The sequence below is a fragment of the Labrenzia sp. R5_0 genome, from assembly GCF_017743835.1.
Lineage (GTDB): Bacteria > Pseudomonadota > Alphaproteobacteria > Rhizobiales > Stappiaceae > Roseibium > Roseibium algicola.
In genome coordinates this window covers 117,991-141,449 of record NZ_JAGHRK010000005.1, presented here as the reverse complement: position 1 = coordinate 141,449, position 23,459 = coordinate 117,991, and the positions used below count along the sequence as shown (strand labels likewise).

The 23,459-nt window shown below is 58.9% G+C and carries 22 protein-coding genes; 12 read left to right on the top strand and 10 right to left on the bottom strand.

Annotated elements, in window-relative coordinates; genetic code table 11:
* Window positions 1-65 precede the first annotated feature (65 nt).
* Window positions 66-980, bottom strand: a complete 915-nt coding sequence (locus J7447_RS24090) for a PhzF family phenazine biosynthesis protein (RefSeq protein ID WP_209171177.1) — start codon at window positions 978-980, stop codon at window positions 66-68.
* A gap of 85 nt (window positions 981-1,065) precedes the next feature.
* Here J7447_RS24090 and J7447_RS24085 point away from each other — a divergent pair, with 85 nt between their 5' ends.
* Window positions 1,066-1,998: a LysR family transcriptional regulator gene (locus J7447_RS24085; protein ID WP_209171176.1), complete on the top strand. Its 933-nt coding sequence runs from the start codon at window positions 1,066-1,068 to the stop codon at window positions 1,996-1,998.
* 290 nt (window positions 1,999-2,288) lie between these two features.
* Window positions 2,289-2,771, top strand: coding sequence for a GNAT family N-acetyltransferase (locus J7447_RS24080; RefSeq protein WP_209171175.1), 483 nt, complete (start codon window positions 2,289-2,291; stop codon window positions 2,769-2,771).
* Window positions 2,772-2,814: 43 nt separating this feature from the next.
* On the opposite strand, the gene J7447_RS24075 is transcribed toward J7447_RS24080, so the two are convergent.
* Both J7447_RS24075 and J7447_RS24070 read right to left on the bottom strand, forming a co-directional pair.
* Window positions 2,815-3,558: a response regulator transcription factor gene (locus tag J7447_RS24075; RefSeq protein ID WP_023001516.1), complete on the bottom strand. Its 744-nt coding sequence runs from the start codon at window positions 3,556-3,558 to the stop codon at window positions 2,815-2,817.
* Window positions 3,555-4,823, bottom strand: a complete 1,269-nt coding sequence (locus J7447_RS24070) for a sensor histidine kinase (RefSeq protein ID WP_209171174.1) — start codon at window positions 4,821-4,823, stop codon at window positions 3,555-3,557. The genes J7447_RS24075 and J7447_RS24070 overlap by 4 nt, the downstream gene beginning before the upstream one ends.
* Before the next feature lie 227 nt (window positions 4,824-5,050).
* Between J7447_RS24070 and J7447_RS24065 the strand changes: the two genes are divergently transcribed.
* The 5 genes from J7447_RS24065 to J7447_RS24045 are packed head-to-tail and all read left to right on the top strand — an operon-like array spanning window position 5,051 to window position 10,363.
* Entirely contained in the window at window positions 5,051-6,067 is a 1,017-nt protein-coding gene (locus J7447_RS24065) for an ABC transporter substrate-binding protein (RefSeq protein WP_209171173.1), read from the top strand.
* A gap of 13 nt (window positions 6,068-6,080) precedes the next feature.
* The gene (locus J7447_RS24060; RefSeq protein ID WP_286189525.1) at window positions 6,081-7,562 is read left to right on the top strand and encodes a sugar ABC transporter ATP-binding protein; all 1,482 of its coding nucleotides are present in this window, start codon (window positions 6,081-6,083) and stop codon (window positions 7,560-7,562) included.
* On the top strand, window positions 7,559-8,500 hold the full coding sequence (locus J7447_RS24055) for an ABC transporter permease (RefSeq protein ID WP_168693599.1): 942 nt from the start codon (window positions 7,559-7,561) through the stop codon (window positions 8,498-8,500). The genes J7447_RS24060 and J7447_RS24055 overlap by 4 nt, the downstream gene beginning before the upstream one ends.
* The gene (locus J7447_RS24050) at window positions 8,493-9,455 is read left to right on the top strand and encodes an ABC transporter permease (RefSeq protein ID WP_209171172.1); all 963 of its coding nucleotides are present in this window, start codon (window positions 8,493-8,495) and stop codon (window positions 9,453-9,455) included. Before J7447_RS24055 ends, J7447_RS24050 begins: the two co-directional genes overlap by 8 nt.
* A complete protein-coding gene (locus J7447_RS24045) occupies window positions 9,452-10,363 on the top strand; it encodes an SMP-30/gluconolactonase/LRE family protein (RefSeq protein ID WP_209171171.1) in 912 nt (303 codons plus the stop codon). The genes J7447_RS24050 and J7447_RS24045 overlap by 4 nt, the downstream gene beginning before the upstream one ends.
* A gap of 101 nt (window positions 10,364-10,464) precedes the next feature.
* On the opposite strand, the gene J7447_RS24040 is transcribed toward J7447_RS24045, so the two are convergent.
* The 3 genes from J7447_RS24040 to J7447_RS24030 form a co-directional block, all read right to left on the bottom strand.
* Complete coding sequence (locus tag J7447_RS24040; RefSeq protein ID WP_286189580.1) at window positions 10,465-11,490, bottom strand: LacI family DNA-binding transcriptional regulator; 1,026 nt, start codon at window positions 11,488-11,490, stop codon at window positions 10,465-10,467.
* 174 nt (window positions 11,491-11,664) lie between these two features.
* A complete protein-coding gene (locus J7447_RS24035) occupies window positions 11,665-12,660 on the bottom strand; it encodes an ABC transporter permease (protein WP_209171169.1) in 996 nt (331 codons plus the stop codon).
* Between the two features lie 13 nt (window positions 12,661-12,673).
* A complete protein-coding gene (locus tag J7447_RS24030; protein WP_055660747.1) occupies window positions 12,674-13,414 on the bottom strand; it encodes an ATP-binding cassette domain-containing protein in 741 nt (246 codons plus the stop codon).
* Window positions 13,415-13,594: 180 nt separating this feature from the next.
* On the opposite strand from J7447_RS24030, the gene J7447_RS24025 reads away from it, so the two are divergent.
* The 5 genes from J7447_RS24025 (at window position 13,595) to J7447_RS24005 (ending at window position 19,450) form a co-directional block, all read left to right on the top strand.
* Window positions 13,595-14,575 (top strand): NAD(P)-dependent oxidoreductase, encoded by a 981-nt coding sequence (locus J7447_RS24025; RefSeq protein ID WP_209171168.1) that lies wholly within the window; start codon window positions 13,595-13,597, stop codon window positions 14,573-14,575.
* 39 nt (window positions 14,576-14,614) lie between these two features.
* The gene (locus J7447_RS24020) at window positions 14,615-15,607 is read left to right on the top strand and encodes a substrate-binding domain-containing protein (RefSeq protein ID WP_077294129.1); all 993 of its coding nucleotides are present in this window, start codon (window positions 14,615-14,617) and stop codon (window positions 15,605-15,607) included.
* Window positions 15,608-15,877: 270 nt separating this feature from the next.
* On the top strand, window positions 15,878-16,825 hold the full coding sequence (locus tag J7447_RS24015) for a sugar-binding protein (protein WP_077294132.1): 948 nt from the start codon (window positions 15,878-15,880) through the stop codon (window positions 16,823-16,825).
* Between the two features lie 93 nt (window positions 16,826-16,918).
* The gene (locus J7447_RS24010) at window positions 16,919-18,421 is read left to right on the top strand and encodes a sugar ABC transporter ATP-binding protein (RefSeq protein ID WP_209171326.1); all 1,503 of its coding nucleotides are present in this window, start codon (window positions 16,919-16,921) and stop codon (window positions 18,419-18,421) included.
* 18 nt (window positions 18,422-18,439) lie between these two features.
* A complete protein-coding gene (locus J7447_RS24005; protein ID WP_209171167.1) occupies window positions 18,440-19,450 on the top strand; it encodes an ABC transporter permease in 1,011 nt (336 codons plus the stop codon).
* A gap of 74 nt (window positions 19,451-19,524) precedes the next feature.
* On the opposite strand, the gene J7447_RS24000 is transcribed toward J7447_RS24005, so the two are convergent.
* The 4 genes from J7447_RS24000 to J7447_RS23985 form a co-directional block, all read right to left on the bottom strand.
* The gene (locus J7447_RS24000; protein ID WP_209171325.1) at window positions 19,525-20,520 is read right to left on the bottom strand and encodes a zinc-binding alcohol dehydrogenase family protein; all 996 of its coding nucleotides are present in this window, start codon (window positions 20,518-20,520) and stop codon (window positions 19,525-19,527) included.
* A 38-nt stretch (window positions 20,521-20,558) separates the two neighbouring features.
* Window positions 20,559-21,350 (bottom strand): ATP-binding cassette domain-containing protein, encoded by a 792-nt coding sequence (locus J7447_RS23995; RefSeq protein WP_023001508.1) that lies wholly within the window; start codon window positions 21,348-21,350, stop codon window positions 20,559-20,561.
* A gap of 75 nt (window positions 21,351-21,425) precedes the next feature.
* Window positions 21,426-22,367, bottom strand: a complete 942-nt coding sequence (locus tag J7447_RS23990; protein WP_023001507.1) for an ABC transporter substrate-binding protein — start codon at window positions 22,365-22,367, stop codon at window positions 21,426-21,428.
* 46 nt (window positions 22,368-22,413) lie between these two features.
* The gene (locus J7447_RS23985; protein WP_152507791.1) at window positions 22,414-23,436 is read right to left on the bottom strand and encodes an ABC transporter permease; all 1,023 of its coding nucleotides are present in this window, start codon (window positions 23,434-23,436) and stop codon (window positions 22,414-22,416) included.
* Window positions 23,437-23,459 lie beyond the last annotated feature (23 nt).

The window sequence follows — 23,459 nt, the reverse complement described above, 5'->3', positions numbered from 1 at the left end:
TGCCATCACCGTACGTCTCTGGAGGCCCGCCAACGCAGACCTCCAGGCTTTTAAGTTTCATGCCGTCAGATCGTGACGGTCATTTCCTCCATGACGGATCCATAGCCACCCGCCATAAGGCCGGTAATCCTGCCATCTTCAAGGTCAAGATCCACGGTAATGACACTGGGGGAAGCCGGGGTCATGAAGTGGCCCTGTTCAATGACGAACCGTGATTTCCTTTCGTGAAGCAGGTCGTGCAGCACACAGGCGAGGGGGCCAGCGGCCATGCCTGTGGCAGATTCTTCGTCAATTGCATAGCGCGGTGCAAACATGCGGGTGGTGGCGTCGGCCTGCGTGGCGTTTCGATCGGTCGTGAAAACGTAGTAGCCGATCAGGTCCAGCTTGTTGCTGATGTCATTGACCCTCGACTGGTCCGGTACGATCTGCTTCAGGACGTCGGCATCGCGTACAGCGACGACGATGAAACTGTTGCCTGTGTTCACGAGGACAGGGCGCAGGCGCTCATCCAGCTGGTCTGCCTTCAGACCGAGCGAAGCCAGCACGTCGGCTTCGCTGACACCGCGCTCGGCCCAGGCTGGGCTCCGTTCATAAGTCGGGGCGAGCTGTTCCATGTATGCCGCGCCGTTCTTGATGACGATCTTGCGCGGACCATCGACGGTTTCCTTTGAGGTGACACCCTCCCGAACCCGGCCCAGTTCTGCCATGTAGCTGAAGGTCGCTATCGTTGCATGGCCACAATGGGCTATCCGCCTGTTTGGCGTGAAGAAGTCCAGCTTGAACCCTTCTTTCGCTGATTTCGACACGAAGGCTGTCTCTGAGAGTCCGATCTTTCCCGCAACGGTCAACATGTCCGCTTCTGACAAGCCATCGGCATCGAGGATGACGCCGGCCGGATTTCCGCCAAAGGCTTCCGAACCGTTCCGGCGCGTAACAAACCCGTTCACAATGCGGGCGACAATTTCTCTCGTTTCATTCATTTCATGCACCTATCAATCATTGACTGGACACAAGAATGATGTCGTCGTATTGCTCATTCAATGCCTGAATACATGATTGAATTTCATGAATGAGCGAGACGAACTGCAAAACCGTCTTTTGCTGAATGCACAGCTGCTGCACGCTATTGCAGAAGAAGGGAACTTCTCCCGGGCAGCCGTCGCGGTCGGGCTGGAGCAGTCGGCGGTCAGCCATCGCATCAAGTCTCTGGAGGCTGCGCTCGGCCTTCGGCTTTTCGAGCGAACGACCCGGCGCATCGTTCCGACCGAAGCAGGGCGGATCGTTTGTGATGCCGCGCAGCGCTGTCAGGAGATCTGGGGCAGTGCACTGTCGCGGATAGCGGATGTGAAGACGTCCAGGACCATACGTCTGTCCGTATCGTCCTCCGTTGCCATGAAATGGATCGTTCCGGCCCTGCAGCGCGCGCAGGAGGCCGGTCTTGACCTTGTGGTCGATGTGGAAGACAGGCTTATCGACCTTCACACCGGTGAGGCCCAGGCGGCGATCCGCTACGGGACAGGCCCTTATCCCGGGTTCCACGCCGAAGCGCTCATGACTGCGCAACTTGTGCCCGTTGCGCGGCCCGGCTTGTTGAAGGGGCAAATGGTTCCCGGCAGGGGGGCACCGGCTCTGCTTGCAGACAGGTCCGGCGGGACAGACGGAACGGGCTTCAGCTGGACCGACTATTTCAAGGGCCACAACTGGCCGGAGTCACCTCCAAAACCTGCGGCTTCCTTTGCCAGAGCCGACCTCGCGATCCAGGCCGCCATCAGTGGCATGGGTGTAGCGCTCGGCAGGACACTACTGATCGAAAACGACATCGAGGCAGGGTTTCTGGAAGTCGTCGGTAAGCCGGTCGCCTCGAAGGCAAAATACTGGCTGGTGACGACGGCTGCCTATGCAGACACGGAAGGATATCGCGATCTGCTGGCCTGGATCGGCACCGAAATCGAGATCGCACGCGACCAGAACCGAAGGCTGCTTGCCGTCCAGCCATGAACAGTCATTGGTTCCGTACGCGGCCTTTCAAGTGTCACCAGGAGCCTTCAGCCACTGGATCATAAGGTCAAGCTTGTGCTGGCTGGAAAGACCGAGGTACTCGAGGTTCGACGAGGTCAGGAAATGCAGGGCTAAATTATCCAGAACATGATTGCAGTGGCGAAGGCCGCTTTGTTGACTGCTCGTGGCTGATCGATCAAACGGATGGCCTGCTGCTTCACGTAGAGGCCATCACGTTACTGGTGCGCTGATTCACGCCCTCCGCCAACCTCGAAAGATCCACTGGGCCGATGACTGACAAGACCTACCAGATCAGGGCATTTGAGCCAGGCGACGGTGATGCCCTTGCCGCCATCTATCAAGGCGCGGTCGATCAGATTGCCAGGACCGACTACTCAGAAATCCAGCGGTCTGCCTGGCTCTCCATTGCACCGACGGGTGATATGATGGAAACGGCCTATGGGGATGGAAGGCTCGCGCTTGTGGCGGTAGATCACGAAGCGCGGGTCATCGGATTTTCCGACCTCGAAGAGGATGGTCATATCCAGTTCCTCTACGTTGATCCAGGTGCGGCTGGCCGTGGTGTTGGTTCAAGCCTGATCAGGGCGCTTGAAGGCGCGGCGAGGCAACGGGGTCTGGGTCGTCTTTATTCGGAGGCAAGCGAGACGGCACTGCCTGTATTTTTGAAGCAGGGCTTTGAACGTCGGCATCGTCGCGACCTGAAGATCGGCGATGTCGACATACATAATTACAGCGTCGAGAAGCGTCTTTGACGGATCTGGATGCCGGGTGGTGTGTGGCAATCGGGCTGAAGCGTCAACGGGCCTTTTCGATCTGCTCGGTATGGCTGTCCAGCCACTTCTGCAGGTCGCGCTCGGCGCTTTCCAGGCTTTCGGCGTTTATGGCACGCAGGTTCAGGGCGCGTGTAATGGCACGTGTCCGTTTGTTGATCGCAAAATCGGCAGGTACCGTTTCGAGATTGTCCACGCCCAGCTTGTCATAAAGCGAGAGCAGGCGGTTCTGGACGGTGCGAAGCGACAGTCCCTGCCGAACGGCAATGACCTTGTCCGACAGGCCGAGAGCCATGTCCAGGAGAACGGCATATTCGCTGTCCGTAAGCGTGTCGTGTGTCCGGATGTGGCGCTGCTGAACCCGGTGGATTTCCTGGTCCACCACGATCTGGGACTCCAGAAAAACACCGCGCAGCGCCAGGTGGAGCCGCTCCTGTGTTGCCGTCTTCAGAACATATCCGTAGGACGTTTCCTGGGGCACGATCCGGGCAATGCCGCGCAGGTACGCCTCGTCCGAATAGTTCGACCAGAACAGGATGCGGGTCTGGGGGCGTTCGCGCCAGATCGTTCGGGCGGCGTCGATGCCGTTGCGTTCCTTCATCTGAAGATCCATCACCACCGACTGGATGGAATGCCTGCGTGCCAACTGCTCGCCCTCCAGGCCGTTGGTCGCGTGGAAGATGTCCTCGACGTCCGGCAAGGCCAGTTGCAGGGCTTCGCTCAGATACCCGGCATGGAATTGATCGTCTTCTACCAGAAGCACCTTCATGCCAGCTCTTCCTCACCCGTCTGTGGTGCGGTTTCCTGACACGGGGCGCAGGTCATCGGCAGCTTCACCGTGATGGTCGTGCCTTCCTTGCTCGACATGCCGAAGTCCGCGGCGATCAGCCTTGCCCGTGTGCGCATATGGGCAATGCCTCCTGTTGCCTTGCTGGTTTGCCGGCCGAGACGGGAACCGGGAAGCCCTTTGCCATTGTCCCTGATTGTCATTTGCAGGCCGGATTTCACACGCTTCACGGAGACACTTATCTGGTCGGCTCCGGAGTGGCGAGCGGCATTGTTGATGGCTTCCTGGGCAATGCGAAACAGGGCAATCCGGATGGTGGGATCCAGGGTATCGATCAATCCGTCCGTCTCGTCCGCAGCTTCAAGGAAGGTGGACGAAACGTCCTCCACCGCGCGCTCCAGATGTATTCGCAAGGCGTGTGCAAAGCCGAACAGGTCCAGGATCGTTGGTACGGCAGTATCGATGATCCGGCGAAGGTCGCCGATGCAGTGCTGTATGCTGCCGATCACCCGGGCTTTGTCGGAGGCCGTATCCATCTTCTCGACATCGCGCATGATCCGGGTCAGATCGGCAAGGGTCTGGTCATGCAGATCCATGCCGATGCGCTGGCGTTCCTGTTCCAGAACCCGGGTCAGTTCCAGTGCGCCTTGCCGCAGGCCTTCCTCGCGAGCCTGGGCTTCCGCGCGGACGACGGCTGCGCGCTTGGCCTTTTCGTTCGCGCGAAGGGAATAGAAATAGGGGGCAAGCACATCGGCAATCTGCCTGACGCGCACAACTGTTGCCTCGTCGTAGATGTCCGCCGTGCAGGAGGAGCAGTTCAGCGCGCCGATGGTGCGGCCAAGCACCTTCATGGCGACATTCACCCGGCTGCGCAGCTTGTGCTTGATGATCGGTTGGGCCAGCGCACCCTCATAGGTGTAGCGCTTGTCTTCCATGGCGTTGCCGGTGAGCATGTAATCCGTCTCCCCGAGCAGGATGCTGCGAACGGGCGAGATGGCGACAGGCGTGCGTGACAGGCTCCAGCGCGTCTTCATGCCGACTTCGTAACTGGTGTTCCAGGTGTTTTTGTCGTCCACCAGGCAGACGTCCAGGTGATCGATCGGAAGCAGGTTCTCGATCTCGGCCTTCACCGATCTCAGGGCAGCCCGGATTTCGACCTGGCCCGCAAGATGACTGGAAATGCGTAAGAGAGAGACGAGAGCCGTCGGCTCCGACACCTCCTGGTTTTCATTGGCTTCCTGTCGCATGGCAACAACAAGCTCCTCCCGTTTATTGCATGCCAGTGTGCGGTACAGGGCTTGCGTCGGCAACCCATCTGTTGCGCGCTCAAGTGCATCACGGTTGCGGGAACCCGCAACCGTGATGCGTTTCTTCCGCTTTACGCATTTCCTTAACGTCAGCAATCTGAGTGCGGGATGCGTTGGGAGAACTGTGTCCCGTTATCAAAGACGCCTGCTGGCGTCAGGGAGGAAACATGAACACCAAAGCCAAGCTCTTGGGGGCGGTCGCACTTGTTGCGGTCACCCTGCCGGGTCACGCTGTAGCGGATACCGCGGATAAACGTATTGCCCTTTCCAACAATTATGCCGGCAATTCATGGCGTCAGGCCATGCTTGAAAGCTGGGCCAAGGTCGGCGACAAGGCTGTTGAAGACGGCTTGGTCGCCTCGGCCGATGCATTCACCACGTCCGAAAACCAGGCAACCGAACAGGCCGCTCAGATTCAGAACATGATCCTGCAGGGCTACGACGCGATTGTGGTCAACGCAGCTTCGCCAACCGCCCTCAACGGCGCGATCAAGGAAGCCTGCGACGCCGGCATCACTGTCGTCTCGTTCGACGGTATCGTCACCGAGCCCTGCGCATGGCGCATTGCGGTCGATTTCAAGGAAATGGGCCGTCAGCAGGTCGAGTATCTCGCCGGACGCCTGCCGGATGGCGGCAACCTTCTTGAAATCCGCGGTCTGGCCGGGGTTTTCGTGGACGATGAAATCCACGCAGGTATCGAGCAGGGCGTGACGGAATTTCCGAAGTTCAAGATCGTCGGGTCGGTCCACGGCGACTGGGCGCAGGACGTTGCCCAGAAGGCAGTTGCAGGCGTCTTGCCGAGCTTGCCGGAGATCGTCGGGGTCGTGACCCAGGGCGGCGATGGCTACGGGGCAGCCCAGGCGATCAAGGCGGCCGGCCGCGACATGCCGATCATCGTGATGGGCAACCGCCAGGACGAAATGAAATGGTGGGCCGAAGCGCGTGACGAAAGCGGCTACGAGACCCTGTCTCTTTCCATTGCCCCGGGTGTTGGCACGCTTGCCTTCTGGGTCGCCCAGCAGGTGCTAGATGGTGCCGAAGTGCCCAAGGATCTCACGGTCCCTTTCCTGAAAGTCACCCAGGAAACGCTTGACGAGACGCTTGCCGCTACACCTGCCGGTTCGGTGGCGAACGTCGAATACAGTCAGGAAGACGCCAAGTCCGTCATTTCAGCTGCCAACTAAGGGAGAGACGGAATTGGAAGTGGCAACTGGCGCCGGCAGGCCGAAGCCGGATGTCCCGTTGGTTGCCCTTTCGGGCGCGTGCGTTCACTTCGGTGCAGTGCGCGCGCTCGACGGGGTCAGTCTGACCGTCAGTCCCGGCGAATGTGTCGGTCTGATGGGTCACAACGGTGCGGGCAAATCGACAGCCGTCAACGTGATCAATGGCGGACTGACGCCAACGGACGGAAAAGTCCGTTACGGGCATGAGGACGGCAGAAAAGGAACGGGTGCAGCACGTGCGCGTGCCTGCGGTATCCGCAGTGTTTTTCAGGAACTCTCCTTATGCCCAAACCTGTCCGTTCTGGAAAATCTGAGAGTTCCACATCGTGATCTGACAGGGTTTGGCTGGCGCAAAACGGCTGCCGGGCGGATTGCCGGTGCTCTCGACGAAATCTTTCCCGGACACAGGATCGAACCGGGCATGATCGTCGGCGACCTGACCCTGGCGGAACGTCAGATGGTCGAGATCGCTGCCGGATTTGCAGGTGGCCCTACACCGCCGCGTCTCGTCATCCTTGACGAGCCGACATCGTCCCTTGATGCCTCGATCGCCCGGCAACTGCTCGAACATGTCCGTCGCTTCTGCGCCAAGGGCGGTGCGGTCATTTTCATTTCGCACATGCTGGGCGAGGTTTTCGAAGTCGCTTCACGGATCGACGTGATGAAGGACGGCAAGATCATCGCCAGCAGACCGGCGTCCGAATTTACCCAGCAGGGCCTGATCGATGCCATGGGACATGTGGCAAACGAGAAGGCCGTCGCCCGGGCGGCGGTCGAAAGCAGCCAGCGCATCGGCGAAGAAGTGCTGAAGACGCCGGAAGGGCTCAGTGCCCGCAAAGGGGAAATCGTTGGCCTGGCGGGTCTTGCCGGGCATGGGCAGGCAGAAGCTTTGGCGCGGTTCTTCATGTCCCGGTCGGGGAAACTCACGCGGGTGAAGGATCCTGAAGCGGCCTTCGTTGCCGGTGACCGCGGCCGGGACGGGGTCATGCCGCTCTGGTCGATCCTTCGAAATCTCACGCTGACACACCTGCCAAGCCTGACCCGGCGAGGGTTGGTCGACAGGATTGCTGAACAGGCGCTGGGCGCAGACTGGAAGAAACGCATCGGTATTCGGACCGACAATCTGGGAAATCTCATCCTGTCCCTGTCCGGTGGCAATCAGCAGAAAGTTCTTTTCGCCCGCGCACTGGCCTCATCCGCCCCGATCGTGGTGATGGACGACCCGATGCGCGGTGTCGATGTCGGCACCAAACAGGAAGCTTACGACATGATCCGAACGGAAGCCGCCAGCGGGCGCACCTTCCTGTGGTACTCGACGGAAACGGATGAAGTCTGCCAGTGTGACCGGGTGTTTGTGTTCCGGAACGGGCAGATATCAGCGGAATTGACCGGGGACGGCATCACGGAAGAAAACATTCTGGCCGCATCCTTCCAGATGCAGGGGGCCGGCGCATGAACGGAAAGTACCGCATTCTGCTTCCGGTCCTGTCCCTGACTGTGCTGCTGGTGGCCGTCTTTTACCTTCAACCCCGGGCAATGAGCTACTTCGGCCTGAACCTGCTCTTCAATCTCGCGGTGCCGATCGCATTGGCAACCATCGCGCAGATGATGATCATCATGGTCAACGACATCGACCTGTCGGTCGGGACGTTCGTCAGCTTCGTCGCCTGTGTTACGGCAACCTTCCTGAACGATGCGCCGCTCGTCGGTGCGGCTATCCTGCTGGCATCGATCCTCGCCTATGCGGCCATCGGCGCGCTCATTCACATTCGCCAGCTTCCAGCGATTGTGGTCACGCTCGGCATGTCATTCGTCTGGGGAGGCTTGGCGGTTCTGCTGCTGCCATCGCCGGGTGGTGCGGCGCCGACATGGATCCGGACGGTGATGACCGTCAAACCCCCACTGGTGCCGATGGCGGTGGTGGCCTGCATCCTCATCGCCGGTCTGACGCACCTTTTGATCATGCGATCCTCGACAGGCACGCTTCTGCGGGCCGTCGGCGGCAACGCCCAGGCGGTCGCCCGCTCCGGCTGGTCGGTCACGAAACTGAAGGCGGGCGCCTATGCGCTTGCCGGCTTCTTCGGGGTCCTGGCCGGTATCTGCCTCGTCGGACTGACAACGTCGGCCGATGCCAATATCGCGCTGCGCTACACGTTGCTCTCCATCGCCGGAGTGATCCTGGGGGGAGGAGAGTTCACTGGCGGCCGGGTCTCGCCTGTCGGTGCGGTTCTCGGTGCGTTGACACTCGCGCTCGCCGGAAGCTTCCTCTCGTTCATGCGCCTGTCGCCGGACTGGCAGATCGGCGCCCAAGGCGCGATCCTCATCCTTGTGCTGGCGGTGCGGCTGATCTTTTCGCGCCGTAGCCGGAAATGGAAGGGAGCCGAAAATGGATAACTCCCGTCTTTCGGCAGTTCTCGCCATCCCCAGAAGACCCTGGTTCTGGGCATTCGCGGCCAGTGCCATCGCCTATTTCGCAACCCTTTCGCTGACGGAAGGGCGCGGCGGAGGGGAGCTTCTTTCCGCGGCGCTGACCTTTGCCTCCTTCTCGGCCATTGTCGGGCTTGGCCAGATGTTCGTCATTACGCTGGGGCCGGGCAATGTCGATCTGTCTATCCCTGCGACCATGACGCTGGCCGGCACGCTGTCGCTCAAGTTCATGGACGGCGCGGCAAATCTCATCTTGCCGGGGCTGGCCGTCGCGCTTGCCGTCGGTATCGGCGCGGGCACATTCAATTACCTTTTGATCCGGCTTTTGCGGATCCCGCCAATCATTGCGACCCTTTCAGCGTCGTTCCTTTATCAGTCGCTGGCGATCTGGTGGAACCGCGGCCTCAGGATCAAACCGCCCGAGGCGCTCGCGGATTTTTCGACCGGTGCCATCGCCGGCCTGCCAAACCTGACGATCATCGGCGTGTTGATTGCGCTGTTGAGCTGGGTGGTTCTGGAACGCTCGATCTTCGGACGCTGGGTGTCCGCATTCGGGCAGAACACGCGCGCGGCCCGGCTGAGCGGGATCCCGGTGGAGACGGTCCGTGCGGTCACCTATATCGCGTCCGCCGTCCTGGCCGCGTTCACCGGATACCTTCTGGCGAGCTTTTCAGGAGGTGCCGCGCTGAACATGGGCACGGAATATCTCCTGATTTCCATCGCCGTCGTCGTGATCGGAGGCTGCTCCATCGCAGGCGGCAATTCGAATGTTCCGGGCATCTGGGGTGGGGCGCTGCTGATGTTCCTGGTCGTCTCGATGTTGAATTCCTACGGCTTCGGCGCAGGCGTGCGCCTGATCATGACCGGCGCCATCATCATTGGCATCGTCGCTGCCGCATCCGGAAAGGGCAGACCCACATGAACAGTTTCTCTTCTCCCTATCAGATCGACGATCCCCGGTTCAGGAACCTGATCCAGAAGAACGCCAGGCTGCGCCAACTTGCGACCGGCTTTGAATGGACAGAAGGGCCCGTCTGGTTTGCCGATCACCAGCACCTGTTTTTTTCCGATATTCCCGCAAACCGGATGATGCGGCTGACACTCGATGGCCAGGTCAGCACCTACCGCCAGCCCTCGGATTATTCCAACGGCAACACCCGGGATCGTCAGGGCAGGCTGGTGTCCTGTCAGCATGGAACCCGTTCCGTTACCCGGACCGAGCTGGACGGCACCCGCACCGTGATTGCAGACAGCTACCAGGGAAAACGTCTCAATTCACCGAATGACGTGATTGTCCAGTCGACCGGTGCAATCTGGTTCTCCGATCCGACCTACGGCATCCTGAGCGATTATGAAGGCTACACGGCAGAGCCGGAGCAGGCGGCCCGCAATGTCTTCCGCGTTGATCCGACGACGGGGGAGGTCGAGGCAATGATCACCGACTTCACCCAGCCGAACGGTCTGGCCTTTTCAGCGGACGAGAGCGTTCTCTACGTGGCGGAATCCGGTTCCAGTCATGATGCCGGGGTTCCCTCCGTCATCCGCTCCTTCAAACTGGACGATACCGGCAGGATCCTGTCGGACGATGTTTTTGCCACGATTGACCGGGGCCTTCCCGATGGAATGCGGGTTGATATCGCCGGCAATCTTTGGAGTTCGGCGTCCGACGGCATCCACTGTTTCCACCCCGACGGGACCCGGCTCGGGAAGATCCTGGTGCCGGAAGTCGTCTCCAACCTGTGTTTCGGTGGCATGCGCGGCAACCGGTTGCTGATCACCGCAACCACGTCGGTTTATGAGATTGCGGTCAACGCGAGATCGGCGATCTGACAAATCTGGCTTGTGAGGAAGCATTCTCGGCGATGAGAAAGTCCTTTAAAGGCCCCTGAGGGACGGGTCTTTGGTTAATCCTGGAGCGCCGCCTGGGCCCTTTACAGCATTTCGGCTTCCTGTCCGAGAACCGGTCTTGCAGCCCTTACGGACGCCCGCTCGATGAGCGGGCATTCGACCTTGATCTGGGCCGGTCCGGACTGGCGGCCATTCGCGTTGTCGAGCAGCAGTTCGAAGGCAATTTCTCCCATCTCGTATTGTGGCAATACGAGTGTTGAAAGCGGTGGATGCGTGCTTTCGGAAATTTCCCGATTGTCAAATCCGATCACCGCAATGTCTTCCGGTATTCGTAGGCCGCGTTCCTTCAGGGCGTCGAAACACCCAAGGGCCATGAGATCGTTCGCGCAGAATATTGCGTCCGGTGGCATGTCGAGATCCATGAGCGCATGGGTGTGCTCGTAACCGGACAGCGGCTCCCAGTTGCCCGGTTTGACGAGGTCACCGTCGAAAGGAATGTCGTGGCTCGAGAGGGCTTGCCGGTAGCCTTTGAGCCTGTCCCGCGTCGCTTCCACGCCCGACTGGCCGTTGATCAGGGCAATGCGTTTGTAGCCAGCCTTGATCAGATGATCGGTTGCCGTCCGCCCTCCCAGAACGTCGCCAGGTACGACTGAGGGAAGGGAGCGATCGGCGTTGTAACAGTTCAGGAGCACGGTGTGCTGGCCGTCAAAGGCGGAAGACAGTTCGACGCGCCGGGTCAGGATCGTGCCGTAGATCATGCCCAGAAGAGGCAGGCGGCTCATCTGGTTGACGATCATCTGCTCGGTTTCTTCGTCTCCGTGGCTGACTGCAAGGCTGACGTTGATGCCGTATTCGTACGCCTTGTCCCGAACACCTTCGAAAGCCAGCGCCATCCACGGATCGGTTGTGATTTCGTCCGCAATGAAAACAATGTTCGACCTGTCGTCGGGCACGGTCCGCGCCCCCCGGCGTATCAGATTGTACCCAAGTTCTCTGGCGGCTTCGTGCACGCGCTTGCGCGTTGCGTCGCTCAACTTCGCGCCGCGGCTTCCGTTCAGGACGAGCGATACCGTTGCCTGCGAAACTCCGGCCATTGCCGCAACATCCATCATTGTAGGACGTCTATCTTTGCCAAGCCGGGCTTTTTTCGCCATATTCGTTCCGGTCTCCTCGCGCTGGACGGATTAGGTGTCTGAACCGGCGAATGACTATCGGGAAAGACGGTCAAACGCAACGTTTCTGCACCGTCGATATCTGCACAGGTGTCTGTTTCTCCTCACGCTTTAGTCGAGTGAACGCAAATTGCGGACGCGGTCGAATGCAACTGCGATGACAATGAAGCAGCCGATGAACATGCCTTGCCAGAATGTCGAGATGCCAAGAAGAATCAGTGAGTTCCTGATCACTTCGATCAAGAGAGCCCCGATGACCGCTCCAAGGGCCGTTCCCTGGCCTCCGGCAAGATTGGCACCTCCAATCACCGCCGCGGCAATCACCGTCAGTTCCATCGCCTGTCCCAGATTTGTCGTCACGCTGCCCAGCCAGCCGGCCATGAGGATGCCGGCGACCCCCGCGGTCATGGCTGAAAACACATAGATCGAGACCTTGATTCGCTTCACCGGAATGCCTGTCAGCGTCGCTGCCTGCTCGTTTCCGCCGATCGCAAACACGTATTGGCCCCATCGGGTCCACCGAAACACCACGCTCATCACGATGGTCAGAAGGCCGAGTACGTAGATCGGATGCGGCAAACCCAGTGTCGAGCCGCCACCGACCCATAACAACAGGTCGTGATCGGGGCCGAATTCCCAGATCATCTTGTTGTTGGACAGGACCATCGCCAGAGATCTGGCGGCCGACAGCATCCCGAGCGTCACCACAAACGCCGGCATGCCTACGTAAGCAATCAATGTACCGTTGATCGCTCCGACAATACCCGCAGCGACAAGTGCCGCGATCGCCGATATCCAGAACGGGTTTCCCGACGACATCAGGACACTGATGACCATCGCGGACAGGACGACCGTCGAGCCGACCGACAGATCGATACCTCCCGATGCAATTACGGTCGTCATGCCGATGGCAATCAGGCCGACAAACGCGAAGTTGCGTGTCACATTGAACAGATTCCGCTGGGTTGCGAAGGAATCCGTCAGCAGGGACAAGGCGACACAGGCGAGAAGGGCTGCCAGCAAGACCCAGAAAATCTGGGAGTTGAAGACCCTGGAGAAGGGCGATCCGTGCTGGCTGTGCCCAATGGCTTGCTCAAGAGTTGTCATGGTGCGACCCCCCTCAAGCCGTTTCGATGGCGCCGGTAATCAAACCGGTCACCTCTTCCGGAGAGCTTTCATTTGCCGGCTTGCAAGCTACGAGCTGTCCTCTTCGCAGCACGGCAATGCGGCTGCAGACCGCAAACACATCCGGCATTCTGTGGCTGATCAGGACAACGCTGATACCCTGGTCACTCAGCCGATGGATCAGGTCCAGCACCTCGGCAACCTGGCGTACGGAAATGGCGGCGGTCGGTTCATCCATGAGGACGATTTTGGCGTTGGATAGGAGCGTTCTGGCAATGGCCACAGCCTGCCGCTGCCCGCCGGACATCCGTCTGACAAGGTCTCGAGGGCGGGTTTCGGATTTGAGGACCGCGAATAGCTCCGCTGAGCGCTTGTACATGGTGGCATAGTCCAGCAGCTTGATCCCGCCGAAGGATCGCCGCGGCTCTCGGCCAAGGAAGACATTGGACGCCGCCGACAGGTTATCGCAAAGCGCCAGGTCCTGATAAACGACCTCAATACCTTCTACCTGCGCGTCGAGCGGACGATGAAAATCCACGCTTGTGTCATCAATGGAAATCGAACCGTGGGTGGGCCTGAAGTTGCCCGCAACGATCTTTACCAGGGTTGATTTACCCGCTCCGTTGTCCCCCATCAGTCCCAAAACCTCGCCCGGAGCCACTTCCAGGGATACGTCGTTCAAAGCCTGAATGGCTCCAAAGCTTTTTGAGATTCCGCTCAGCCTCAGCCTCGACATTCTGATTTTCCTCCCCAAACACCCGGCCAGATAGACGTCGCCACTTGGGAAGTCCTCCCGGTCATGTCCCCGTGGCAAGCCGGTTTCAGCTTACCGCATGACACACGTTTTGGTGTCGTTTTTCAATTCTTGACTAATTAATATTAGTAAATATTATTTAATAAAGGCAAGGGGAGATAAATGAAGCTTCTGCTTACAGGTGCCACGGGCAAGGTCGGGCAAAACTTCCTGCCACGCTTTCTGTCTGAGGACATGTTCAGCGGGTGGAGCGTTGTGGCTCTGTGCAACAACCGGACGATTGATCCCGGCGACCGCGTAGAGGTCATCCGCGGCTCAATTGCCGATCCCGCTTGTGTGTCGAAAGCCATGGCCGGTGTTACGCATGTGCTTCACATGGCAGCCGTCAAGGAATCTCCCGAACTTGCAATCGACGTTTCCGTGAAAGGAATGTTTGTCCTGCTCGAAGAGTTCCGGAAACTGGCAAATGCAAGGCAATTCGTTCTGATCAGCGGGGACTGTGCCGTTGGTCATGCCTTCCAGCCATATTCGGAGCCGGTCACGGAAACTTCGGAACGCAAGGCTTATCCGGGTTGTTATGCCCTGACCAAGGTTCTGGAAGAGGTAATGCTGGAGCAATACCGGCATCAATATGGTCTGAACGGCTGCATATTGCGCGCGCCCTGGATCATGGAAAAGGACGACTTCAAGTTTGCGCTGAGCTTTGGTCCGGACCAGTTCGGCGGGCCCTTGTGGTCGGACTTTCTTGCCGCCGATGAAATCCAGCGCCTTGCCGGCGGCCGATTTGCTCCGTTGCTGCTGGATCGGGAAGGTGCGCCGCTCAAGCGCAATTTCGTGCACGTGGATGATCTGGTTTCCGCGATCCTTGCGGCATTGGACAGTCCGAAGGCGGCTGGCCAGCTTTTCAATATCTCCATGAACGAACCGGTCGACTACCGGTGCGTCGCCAACCATCTCGCGGCCACAAGATCCTACGAAATCGCGGAAATTCCGACCTCTCTCCACAGCAACTGGCTCGACAATTCCAAGGCGCGCCAGAGGCTGGGCTGGGAGCCGTCGGTAGACCTGGAGGCTCTTGTTGAAGGGGCCTGGAACTACAGAAGGGACATCAAAGATCCCCGTAAAATCTGGTACCCGGGGTAAATCGCTCCGGGACCTGCTGGACAGAAGGGAGTGACACGCATGAGACGGAATTTACTGTTGCTTGGCGCCGCTGCCGTTTTGGCAATTTCAGTCGGATCGAGCCTTGCACAAGACAAGAAAACCCTCGCAATCGTGGTGAAGGGGCTTGATAACCCTTTCTTCGAACAGATCAATCTGGGTTGCCAGAAGTGGATGTCCGAAAACGCGGACAGCGAATATGAATGTCTTTATACCGGCCCCGCATCATCCGCCGATGAGGCTGGTGAGGTCCAGATCGTGGATGATCTGCTTACCCGCGGTGTTGCCGCAATCGCCATTTCGCCGTCCAACGCACCTGCCATGGCAAACCGCATCCGTCAGATCGCGCCAAGCGTGCCGGTCATGACCATTGATGCGGATTTCCTGGCTGACGACCGCGACCTTCGCAAGACCTATCTTGGTACCGACAATTATCTGATGGGCGTCAAGATGGCCGAGGAGGCCGCGAAGCTCAAGGCGGATGGCGGAACGGTTTGCCTGCAACTTGGAAACGTTGCTGCCGACAATATCAATGCCCGGGCTCAGGGGTTCCGTGATACGGCCGCTGGAGAAAAAGGTGTCGATCGCCTGACTGGCCAGAACGGCTGGACCGAGATCGATGGATGTCCCGTTTTCACCAATGACCAGGCTGATCTTGCAAACCAGCAGATGGCTGACACGTTCATCGCCAATCCCGATCTTGATGCGTTCATCCTGATCGGTGGGTGGGCTCAGTTCGCGCCGCAGGCCTATACGCAGGTGACGGATCAGGTGATGGACAAGCTGAAATCCAAGGATCTGATCATCATCGCCGGCGATACCTTGCCGCCTCAGACGAAAGCCTTCCGCGATGGCAGGAGTCATGCCCAGGTCGGCCAGAGGCCATTTGAAATGGGTTATCGTGCACCGGATGTGATGATGCAGCTCATCAACGGAGATAGCGTAGACGATCCGCTCTATACGGGGCTGGATGTCTGTAACCAGGAAGATCCTGGTTTCTGCGCAGACAACTAGACAACTTCTCCACTGGCCGCCGAACTGGCGCATTGGTTCGGCGGCGCTTTTTCCTGGCGGGGCCATGGCTTTCACATGGTGCTTTCCTGCCGGTGCGCGTGCGTGCGCCCATCAGATCTTTTTCGCGAAGGGTGCCAAGGTTCGAAATATTACTTCTCGATTAGCTTCTAAGGATGGTCTGTTAATTAATACTTGAACAATTCAATTAATTAATATTAGTAATAATTTGTTGCGGGCAATGTATCGTTGCCCAGAGACAGGGAGGAAAAATTGAAACTTCGGAAAACCCTTTGCGTGGCAGCCATTGCCACACTCGCCGCCACGGCGGCGCATTCGCAGGAAAAGCCGCAACTGGCATTCGTTGTGAACGCGGCCTCCGACTTCTGGAAACTGGCTGAAGCCGGCGTGAACGCCGCGCAGGCGGAACTGCCCGGCTACGAGCTGCAGTTCCGGTATCCCGCCCAGGGAACGGCAGCGCTTCAGAATGCCCTCATGGACGACCTTGTGGCTGCCGGGACTGACGCCATCATGATTTCGTCTGTGGATCCCAAGACATCGACCGACGCCTTCAATCGTGTTGCCGCACAGGTGCCGCTGTTCACGACCGACAGCGATGCACCGGAAAGCGACCGGATTGCCTATCTGGGGTCATCGAACACGCTTGCTGGAAATCAGGCTGGTGAAATTGCAATCAAGGCCTTGCCGGACGGGGGAACCTGCATGGGTTTTGTCGGCTTTCTCGGTGCCGATAACGCCAAGGAACGCATCGCCGGTTTCCGCGAAACCGTGAAAGACAAGGGCATCGAGCTGGTCGACGTCCGAGGTGACGACGTCGACTTCGCCAAGGCCCGGTCGAACGTCGATGACGTTCTCGCTGCCAATCCGGAAATCGACTGCATGGTCGGCTTCTACTCATACAATCCCCCGAAGATCTACGAAGCGCTTCAGGCGGCTGGCAAACTGCGTGAAATCACCGTCATTGCCTTCGACGAGGACCCGATCACTCTCGGTGCTATCCGTGAAGGCAGCTTCGCCGGAACGGTGGTGCAGGATCCTTATCAGTGGGGCTATCAGGGCATGCACCTCATGGCCGACTTTCTGGAAGGCGACAAATCCGGAATTCCGGCTGATGGTCTGATCATCGTACCGACGAAGATCATCGATGCGGAAAATGTCGATCCGTTCGAACAGCAGCTGAAAGAGCGCATCAAAGGCTAGGTCGGGCCCTCCCAGGCGGACCCTGAGGCTGCGCGGACCGGATCATTGCCGGCCCGTGCAGCCGAAGCCGATCATTATGGCGGAGCCAAAACCTTGATCCCCGGATTTGAGAAGATTTCCCTCGAACTCGCACGGGTAACGAAAGTCTATCCGGGTGTCGTTGCCCTTCAGGATGTCGATTTGAGCATCAAGGGCGGAGAAATCGTTGGCCTGATCGGCGAAAACGGCGCCGGCAAGTCCACCTTGATGAAAGTGCTGGGTGGCGCGATCTCCCCTGACGGGGGCGATATCATCATAGACGGCGTCCGGACCGGTGGACTGACCCCGGTCGAAGCTTCTGCGCTCGGCATTGCCTTCGTCCATCAGGAGCTCAATCCGTTTTCAAATCTTGACGTGACCGCAAACGTGCTTCTGGGGCGCGAAATCACATCCGGTCCGCTACGATTGCTCGACCGGCGCGCCATGGTGGCCAAGGTGGAACCTATTCTCGAGATGCTTGGTACGCGTTTCGGTGCCAGCGATTCCGTTGCGGACCTTTCGCTCGCAGATCAGCAATTGCTCGAAATTGCCCGCGCATTGTCGATGAATGCACGCCTGGTCATCCTCGATGAGCCGACGTCAAGTCTCACCTTGTCGGAAACCGACAGGCTGCTTCAGGTCATGCGGCGGCTGAAGGATCAGGGCGTTGCAATCCTGTTTATCAGCCATCGTCTGAGTGAAGTGGAAGATGTTGCGGACAGGGTTGTGTGCCTGCGCGATGGCAGGAACGCAGGTGCACTGGTGGGTGCCGGCATCCGCAAGGACAGAATGGTACGGATGATGATCGGCAGGGATGTCGGTCAGTTCTATGAAAAAAAGCCCCACCAATTGCGCGAGCCAGTGCTTGAGCTGCAGGGTGTGCGGACGTCGACCTTTCCCGGCTCACACGTCGACCTGACACTTCATGCCGGTGAGATCCTCGGAGTTGCCGGTCTGGTTGGTGCGGGCCGAACGGAACTTGCACGCGCCGTCTTCGGTGTGGAGCCGCTGGTTGATGGCACCATCCGGCTCAACGGCCGGGAATTGCAAACTCATTCAGTTCCAGAAGCGATTGCCGCAGGGCTGTCGTTGGTGCCGGAAAACAGAAAAGAGCAGGGCCTTCTTCTAGATTTTGCGATCTGCGCGAACATTTCCTTGCCCTGTCTCAACAAGCTGAGCCGCCGAGGTGTCGTTGACCGGGCGCGCGAGGCAACGCTGGCGGAAAGCTCGCGCGCCCGGCTTTCCATCAAGACCAGCGCCATCACACGGGCCGCTGCTGAGTTGTCCGGCGGAAACCAGCAGAAGGTGGTGCTGGCGAAGTGGCTGGCGATGAAGCCGAAGGTTCTCATTTTCGACGAACCGACCAGAGGCATCGATGTGGGCGCGAAGGCGGAAGTCTATCACCTCATGCAGGCGCTCGCGGACGAAGGCGTCGGTATCCTGATGATCTCGAGTGACATGGAGGAAGTCATTGGGGTGTCGGATCGTGTGGCCGTCATGCGCAGGGGGCACGTGTCGGGGATCCTGGGTCGTGATGAACTGACGGAAGAAAACATACTCCGGCTGGCGGTCGGGTAAGGGAGTTGGGGAGACAGAATGCAAAAGAAGGATATCGGACTGGCGGTACTTGTTCTGGTGGTCGGGACAGTTGTCGCCCTGATCAATCCCCGGTTCTTGTCGCCGATCAACCTGGCGAACACGGCCAATCTCATTGGTCTTTTCGGGTTGTTTTCCCTAGCGGAAGCTTTCGTGATCGTGACGGCCGGTATCGAGTTGTCCGTCGGTTCTCTTATCGCGCTTCTTGGTGTCATCTTCGTCGATCTGATCGTTCAGCAGGGCGTTCCCTGGCCGGTTGCCTGCCTGATCGTGCTTCTGCTGGGAGCCTGTTTCGGTTTCATCCACGGCTGGCTGATCACCCGGTTGAAGCTTCAGCCCTTCATCGTCACCTTGTGCGGCCTCCTGATCTATCGCGGGGTCGCACGGTTCTACACCAAGGACGGGACGGCAGGCTTTTCGTTCGGAGACAGTTTTCCGGTTCTGGAGTGGCTGATTTCGGGGCGGAGCGGCGGTGTCCCCCACTCGATCATCGCCTTCACCGTTATAGCGGTGATCGCCTGGTTCGTGCTTCATCGCACCGTATTCGGCAGGCATCTTTTCGCTGTGGGCAAGAACGAGGAAGCAGCCCGCTACACCGGAATCAACACGAGGCGGGTCATTGTTCTGGCCTATGTCATCTGCGCTGTTCTAACCGGTCTCTCGGCCATCTTCTTTGCCATGTATACCCGCTCCATCCACCCCGCATCCCACGGTAATTTTTATGAACTCTATGCAATTGCAGCCGCCGTGCTGGGAGGATTTTCCCTAAGAGGAGGGGAGGGGTCCGTTGTCGGCGTCGTGTTGGGTGTCGTTCTGCTGCAGATGCTTCAGAATCTCGTCAATCTGCTCGGCATTCCCTCATCGCTCAACTTTGCGGTTATGGGCAGCGTAATCCTGATCGGTGTCATCGCAGACAATCAGATCGCCAAACACAGGAACTCCCGACGCCAGGCAAGCGCCCTTGCGACCATTTCACCGGCCAACCGGGAGCCGCGTTCGGAAACGGTATGATGTCGCTTTTTCAATCTTGAGCGAGCATGGACCGGGCAGGCCTGCTGGTGGTCTGCCTGATCCGACAAGGGGGCTTAGAGAGTGACGATGGCCTTGATCAAGGCTTCCCTGTCTGTCGCCAGCTCCTTGATCTTCGCCGGAAGATCCTCAAGGCGCACGGTCAGCGTGCACAGCGCGTCCGTGTCGATCCGGTCTGAGCGAATTGCCGACATGACGGTCTCGAAGTCTTCTCTCGTGGCGTTTCTGCTGCCGATGATCTGGGTTTCGCGCTTGTGAAACTCCGGGTCGCTGAAGCTGATGGTTTCCTTCACGACGCTCACCAGTACATAGCGGCTGCCATGCGCAAGAAGAGGAAAGCCCGCTTCGATGGCGGCCGCATTGCCTGTTGCATCGAAAATCACGTCGAAGCCGTCTTGCCGCGGACCTGACAGAATGTCGGTTCCGACGAGATGCGTGTTCTTGAAGCCGAATTTTTCCGTCGCCTGGGCCAGCCGTGTTTGGCTCATGTCCAGAAGATGGACTTCGGCTCCCGAAAGCCGGGCAAAGAGAGCTGTGCCGATGCCGATGGGGCCGGCCCCGGTGACCAGAACCCTGTCGTCGGCAGATAACGCCGCCCGGCGAACGGCATGGGCCCCGATTGCAAGAAACTCCACCATCGCCGCCTGAAGTTCCGTCAAGCCGGTCGCCGGATAGAGATTTTGCTGGGGGACGGCGATGCGGGAACACATTCCACCATCCCGGTGAACACCGAGAACCTCGATGCTGCTGCAGCAGTTCGGTTTGCCCTTCATGCAGGCCCGGCAGGCGTTGCACGAAAGATACGGGTTGACCACCACCAGTTCCTCGGCAGTCCACGGGCCGACACTTTCCGCGACCCTGCCGCTAAGCTCATGACCAATGACACGCGGGTAGTTCAGGAAAGGGTGCTTGCCTTCCAGAATGTGATAGTCGGTGCCGCAAATGCCGACGGCCTCGATGTCCACAAGCACCCAGCCGTCCGGCGCGTCCTCGGGCAGGGCCCGCGTTTCGAGCCTGAAAACACCCGGTTCGATGACGATACCGCATTCCATTGATCGGGCCACTGCCGGTGATTTAGTCTTTTCAATATTCATTGAACGGCTTTCCGGCTCCGGGGAGCCCAGTCGTGAGGAAGGTCGCCCTTGATGATAAGGCTGAGAACATCATCCTTGGTCACGTCTTCAATCCGGTGCGAGCCGACTTTACGGCCCTTGTTCATCACTATGACACGATCGCAGAGTTCGAACACGTCATGCATGTCGTGGCTCACCAGGAGGATGCCTATTCCTTCTTCGCGCAATTGTCTGATCAAGGCACCGACCATGGCCGTTTCCGATGGGCCGAGAGCGGCTGTCGGCTCGTCCATGATCAGGATCTTGACGTCAAAATAGATCGCTCTGGCAATGGCAACAACCTGGCGCTGACCGCCCGAGAGGCTCGACACCGGATCGTTCAGGTTCTTGAAGTTCGGGTTAAGCCTTTTCAGAACACGGACCGCCTCGGCCATCATCCGGCTGTCGTCCAGATTTCCGAACCTTGTTTTCAGTTCCCGGCCGAGAAACAGGTTGGCGGGTGCGTTCAGATGATCTGCAAGGGCAAGCGTCTGGTAGATGGTTTCGATGCCCAGATCGCGGGCGTCGTGGGGCGATTGAATGTCGGCGATTTCGCCATTGACGCGGATTGTCCCCTCATTGGGGATCATGGCCCCGGACAGGATGCGCATCAGACACGATTTGCCGGCGCCGTTGTGGCCGAGAACGCCAACGACTTCACCTGGATAAAGCTCCAGAGAAACACCATTCACCGCCCTTATGCCGCCAAAGTGCTTTTCGATTGCCTCCATCTGCACCAGCGGTGCCGCGGATTGTGCATCTGGTTTCATATTCCGTGTCCCGATCGACGATTGAAAAGACCGGAAGCCTTTGAACAGAAAGGCTTCCGGCCGCGTTGTGGTGCGTTAGTAAAGGACGTTCTGAACGCTCGGATGATCGATGTTGTCCTTGGTCGCCAGGACAACGCCGGTGTCGATGAAGTTCGGAACCTGTTCACCGTTCAAGAGCTTCAGAATGGTCTGGACCCCTATCTCGCCCATCTGGAACGAGCCCTGAACGGCCGTTGCGGCCAGGGTGCCATCACGGACGAAATCCTGAAGGTCGGTGTTGCCGTCAAAGCCGATTGCCGTGACCTTGCCCGCCTTGCCAGCTTGTGCCAGGGCCCGGCCCATGCCGATGGCCGTCGGTTCGTTGGCGCCAAAAATGCCGACAAGGTCCGGATTTGCCGCCAGAACGTCGGTGGTCTGGTTCAAGGCGGTGGCCATCTGCGACTGGGAGTAATAGGGGCCGACGATCTCGATCTTGGACTGATCCTCGATCCGCTTGACGAAGCAGCCGACGCGGCCAAGTTCGGAGCCGACACCCGCGACATAGGACATCACGGCAACCTTGCCCTCTGTCCCGACTTCCGAAATCATCTTGTCGGCAACCAGTTGACCGGCAGCGCAGTTATCGGTCGACAGGAATGACTGGTAAAATTCCTTGCCGTTGTCGGCGAGGCCGGAGTCGATGATGACGACGGGAATTTCGGATTCATACGCTTTCTTCACCGCCGGGATCAGGGCTTCCGGATCGGATGGTGCCAGGACAATTCCAGATACGCCGCGGTTGATGGCGTTCTCGACAAGGCTGACCTGATCGGCAACGGCCGATTCCGACGCCGGACCGTTGAAGGTCATCGTGTGGTCCGACTGGCCTTCGATGGCCGCGCTGGCGCCCTTGTTCACGTTCTGCCAGAAGTTCGAATTCGTCGTCTTGACGATGACCGCAATTTCTCCGGCCTGCGCGGCTGCTGCGGACAGCGCAAGGGCACTCGCCATCATCGCTGTTGTCAAAAGCTTCTTCATTTCATTCTCCTCCGTCTGAAGTTGCTCTGGAAATCGTCCGGCTTTCTCAGCGCCGGTTTCTGATCTGATCGACGTAGACCGCCAGAATGACGATGACCCCGATCACGATTTGCTGGATGAATGCGGACACGCCTGCCATGTTGAGGCCGTTCCGCAGAACGCCGATGATGGCTGCGCCGATCATCGTTCCGGAAATATTGCCGACGCCGCCCATGAGCGAAGCCCCGCCGATGACGGCCGCGGCGATCGCGTCGAGCTCGTACATGACGCCTTCGTTCGGCTGAACCGTCACGAGACGGGACATCAGGACGTTGCCCGCGAGCCCTGCAAGCGCTCCCGAAAGGACGTAGGCAAAGATCTTGGTGCGATCGACCAGGACACCGGATAGACGCGCGGCTTCCTCGTTCGAGCCTGTGGCATAGATATGCCGGCCGATCTGGCGGCGCCTGAGAAGATAGGCTGCGGCAAGCGCGACAACCGCGAGCAGAATGACCGGATAGGGAATTCCGGGGAAGACGACTTTCGGGAAGATGCCGCCGGTTTTCTCCACGATGCGGAACAAGGAGCCATTGCCCAGAAGACCGAAACTTTCGCCCAGGCGCGAAATCGGCGCTGCGCCCGTCAGCTGGAGGGCAACGCCTCGGGCGATCAGCATCATGCCGAGCGTTGCCACGAACGGGGTGATCCGCATTTTGGTGATGACGAAGCCGTTGACGAAACCGCAAGCGGCGCCGGCCATCACGCCGATCGCCATGGCGGGACCGACCGGCACGCCCGCCTTGATGCTCAATCCGGTGATGGTTCCCGAAAGGGCAAGTACGGAGCCGACGCTCAGGTCGATGCCACCGGTAATGATCACCATCGTCATCCCGATGCCCAGCAAGCCGATGACGGACGTCTGCAGCAGCACCGTCAGTCCGTTGTTGATGGAGAAAAAGGCCGCGTTTCCGAAGGAGAACGCGAAGATCAGCAGGGCAAGGGTCAGGAGCGCCGATAACTTGTGAAAGGAACCTGCAGACAGTTTGAAGGTCCAGGAAGCAGGCTCTGCGCCTCGATCAAGATCCGCCATAAATCCTCCCGGGCCGGATATTG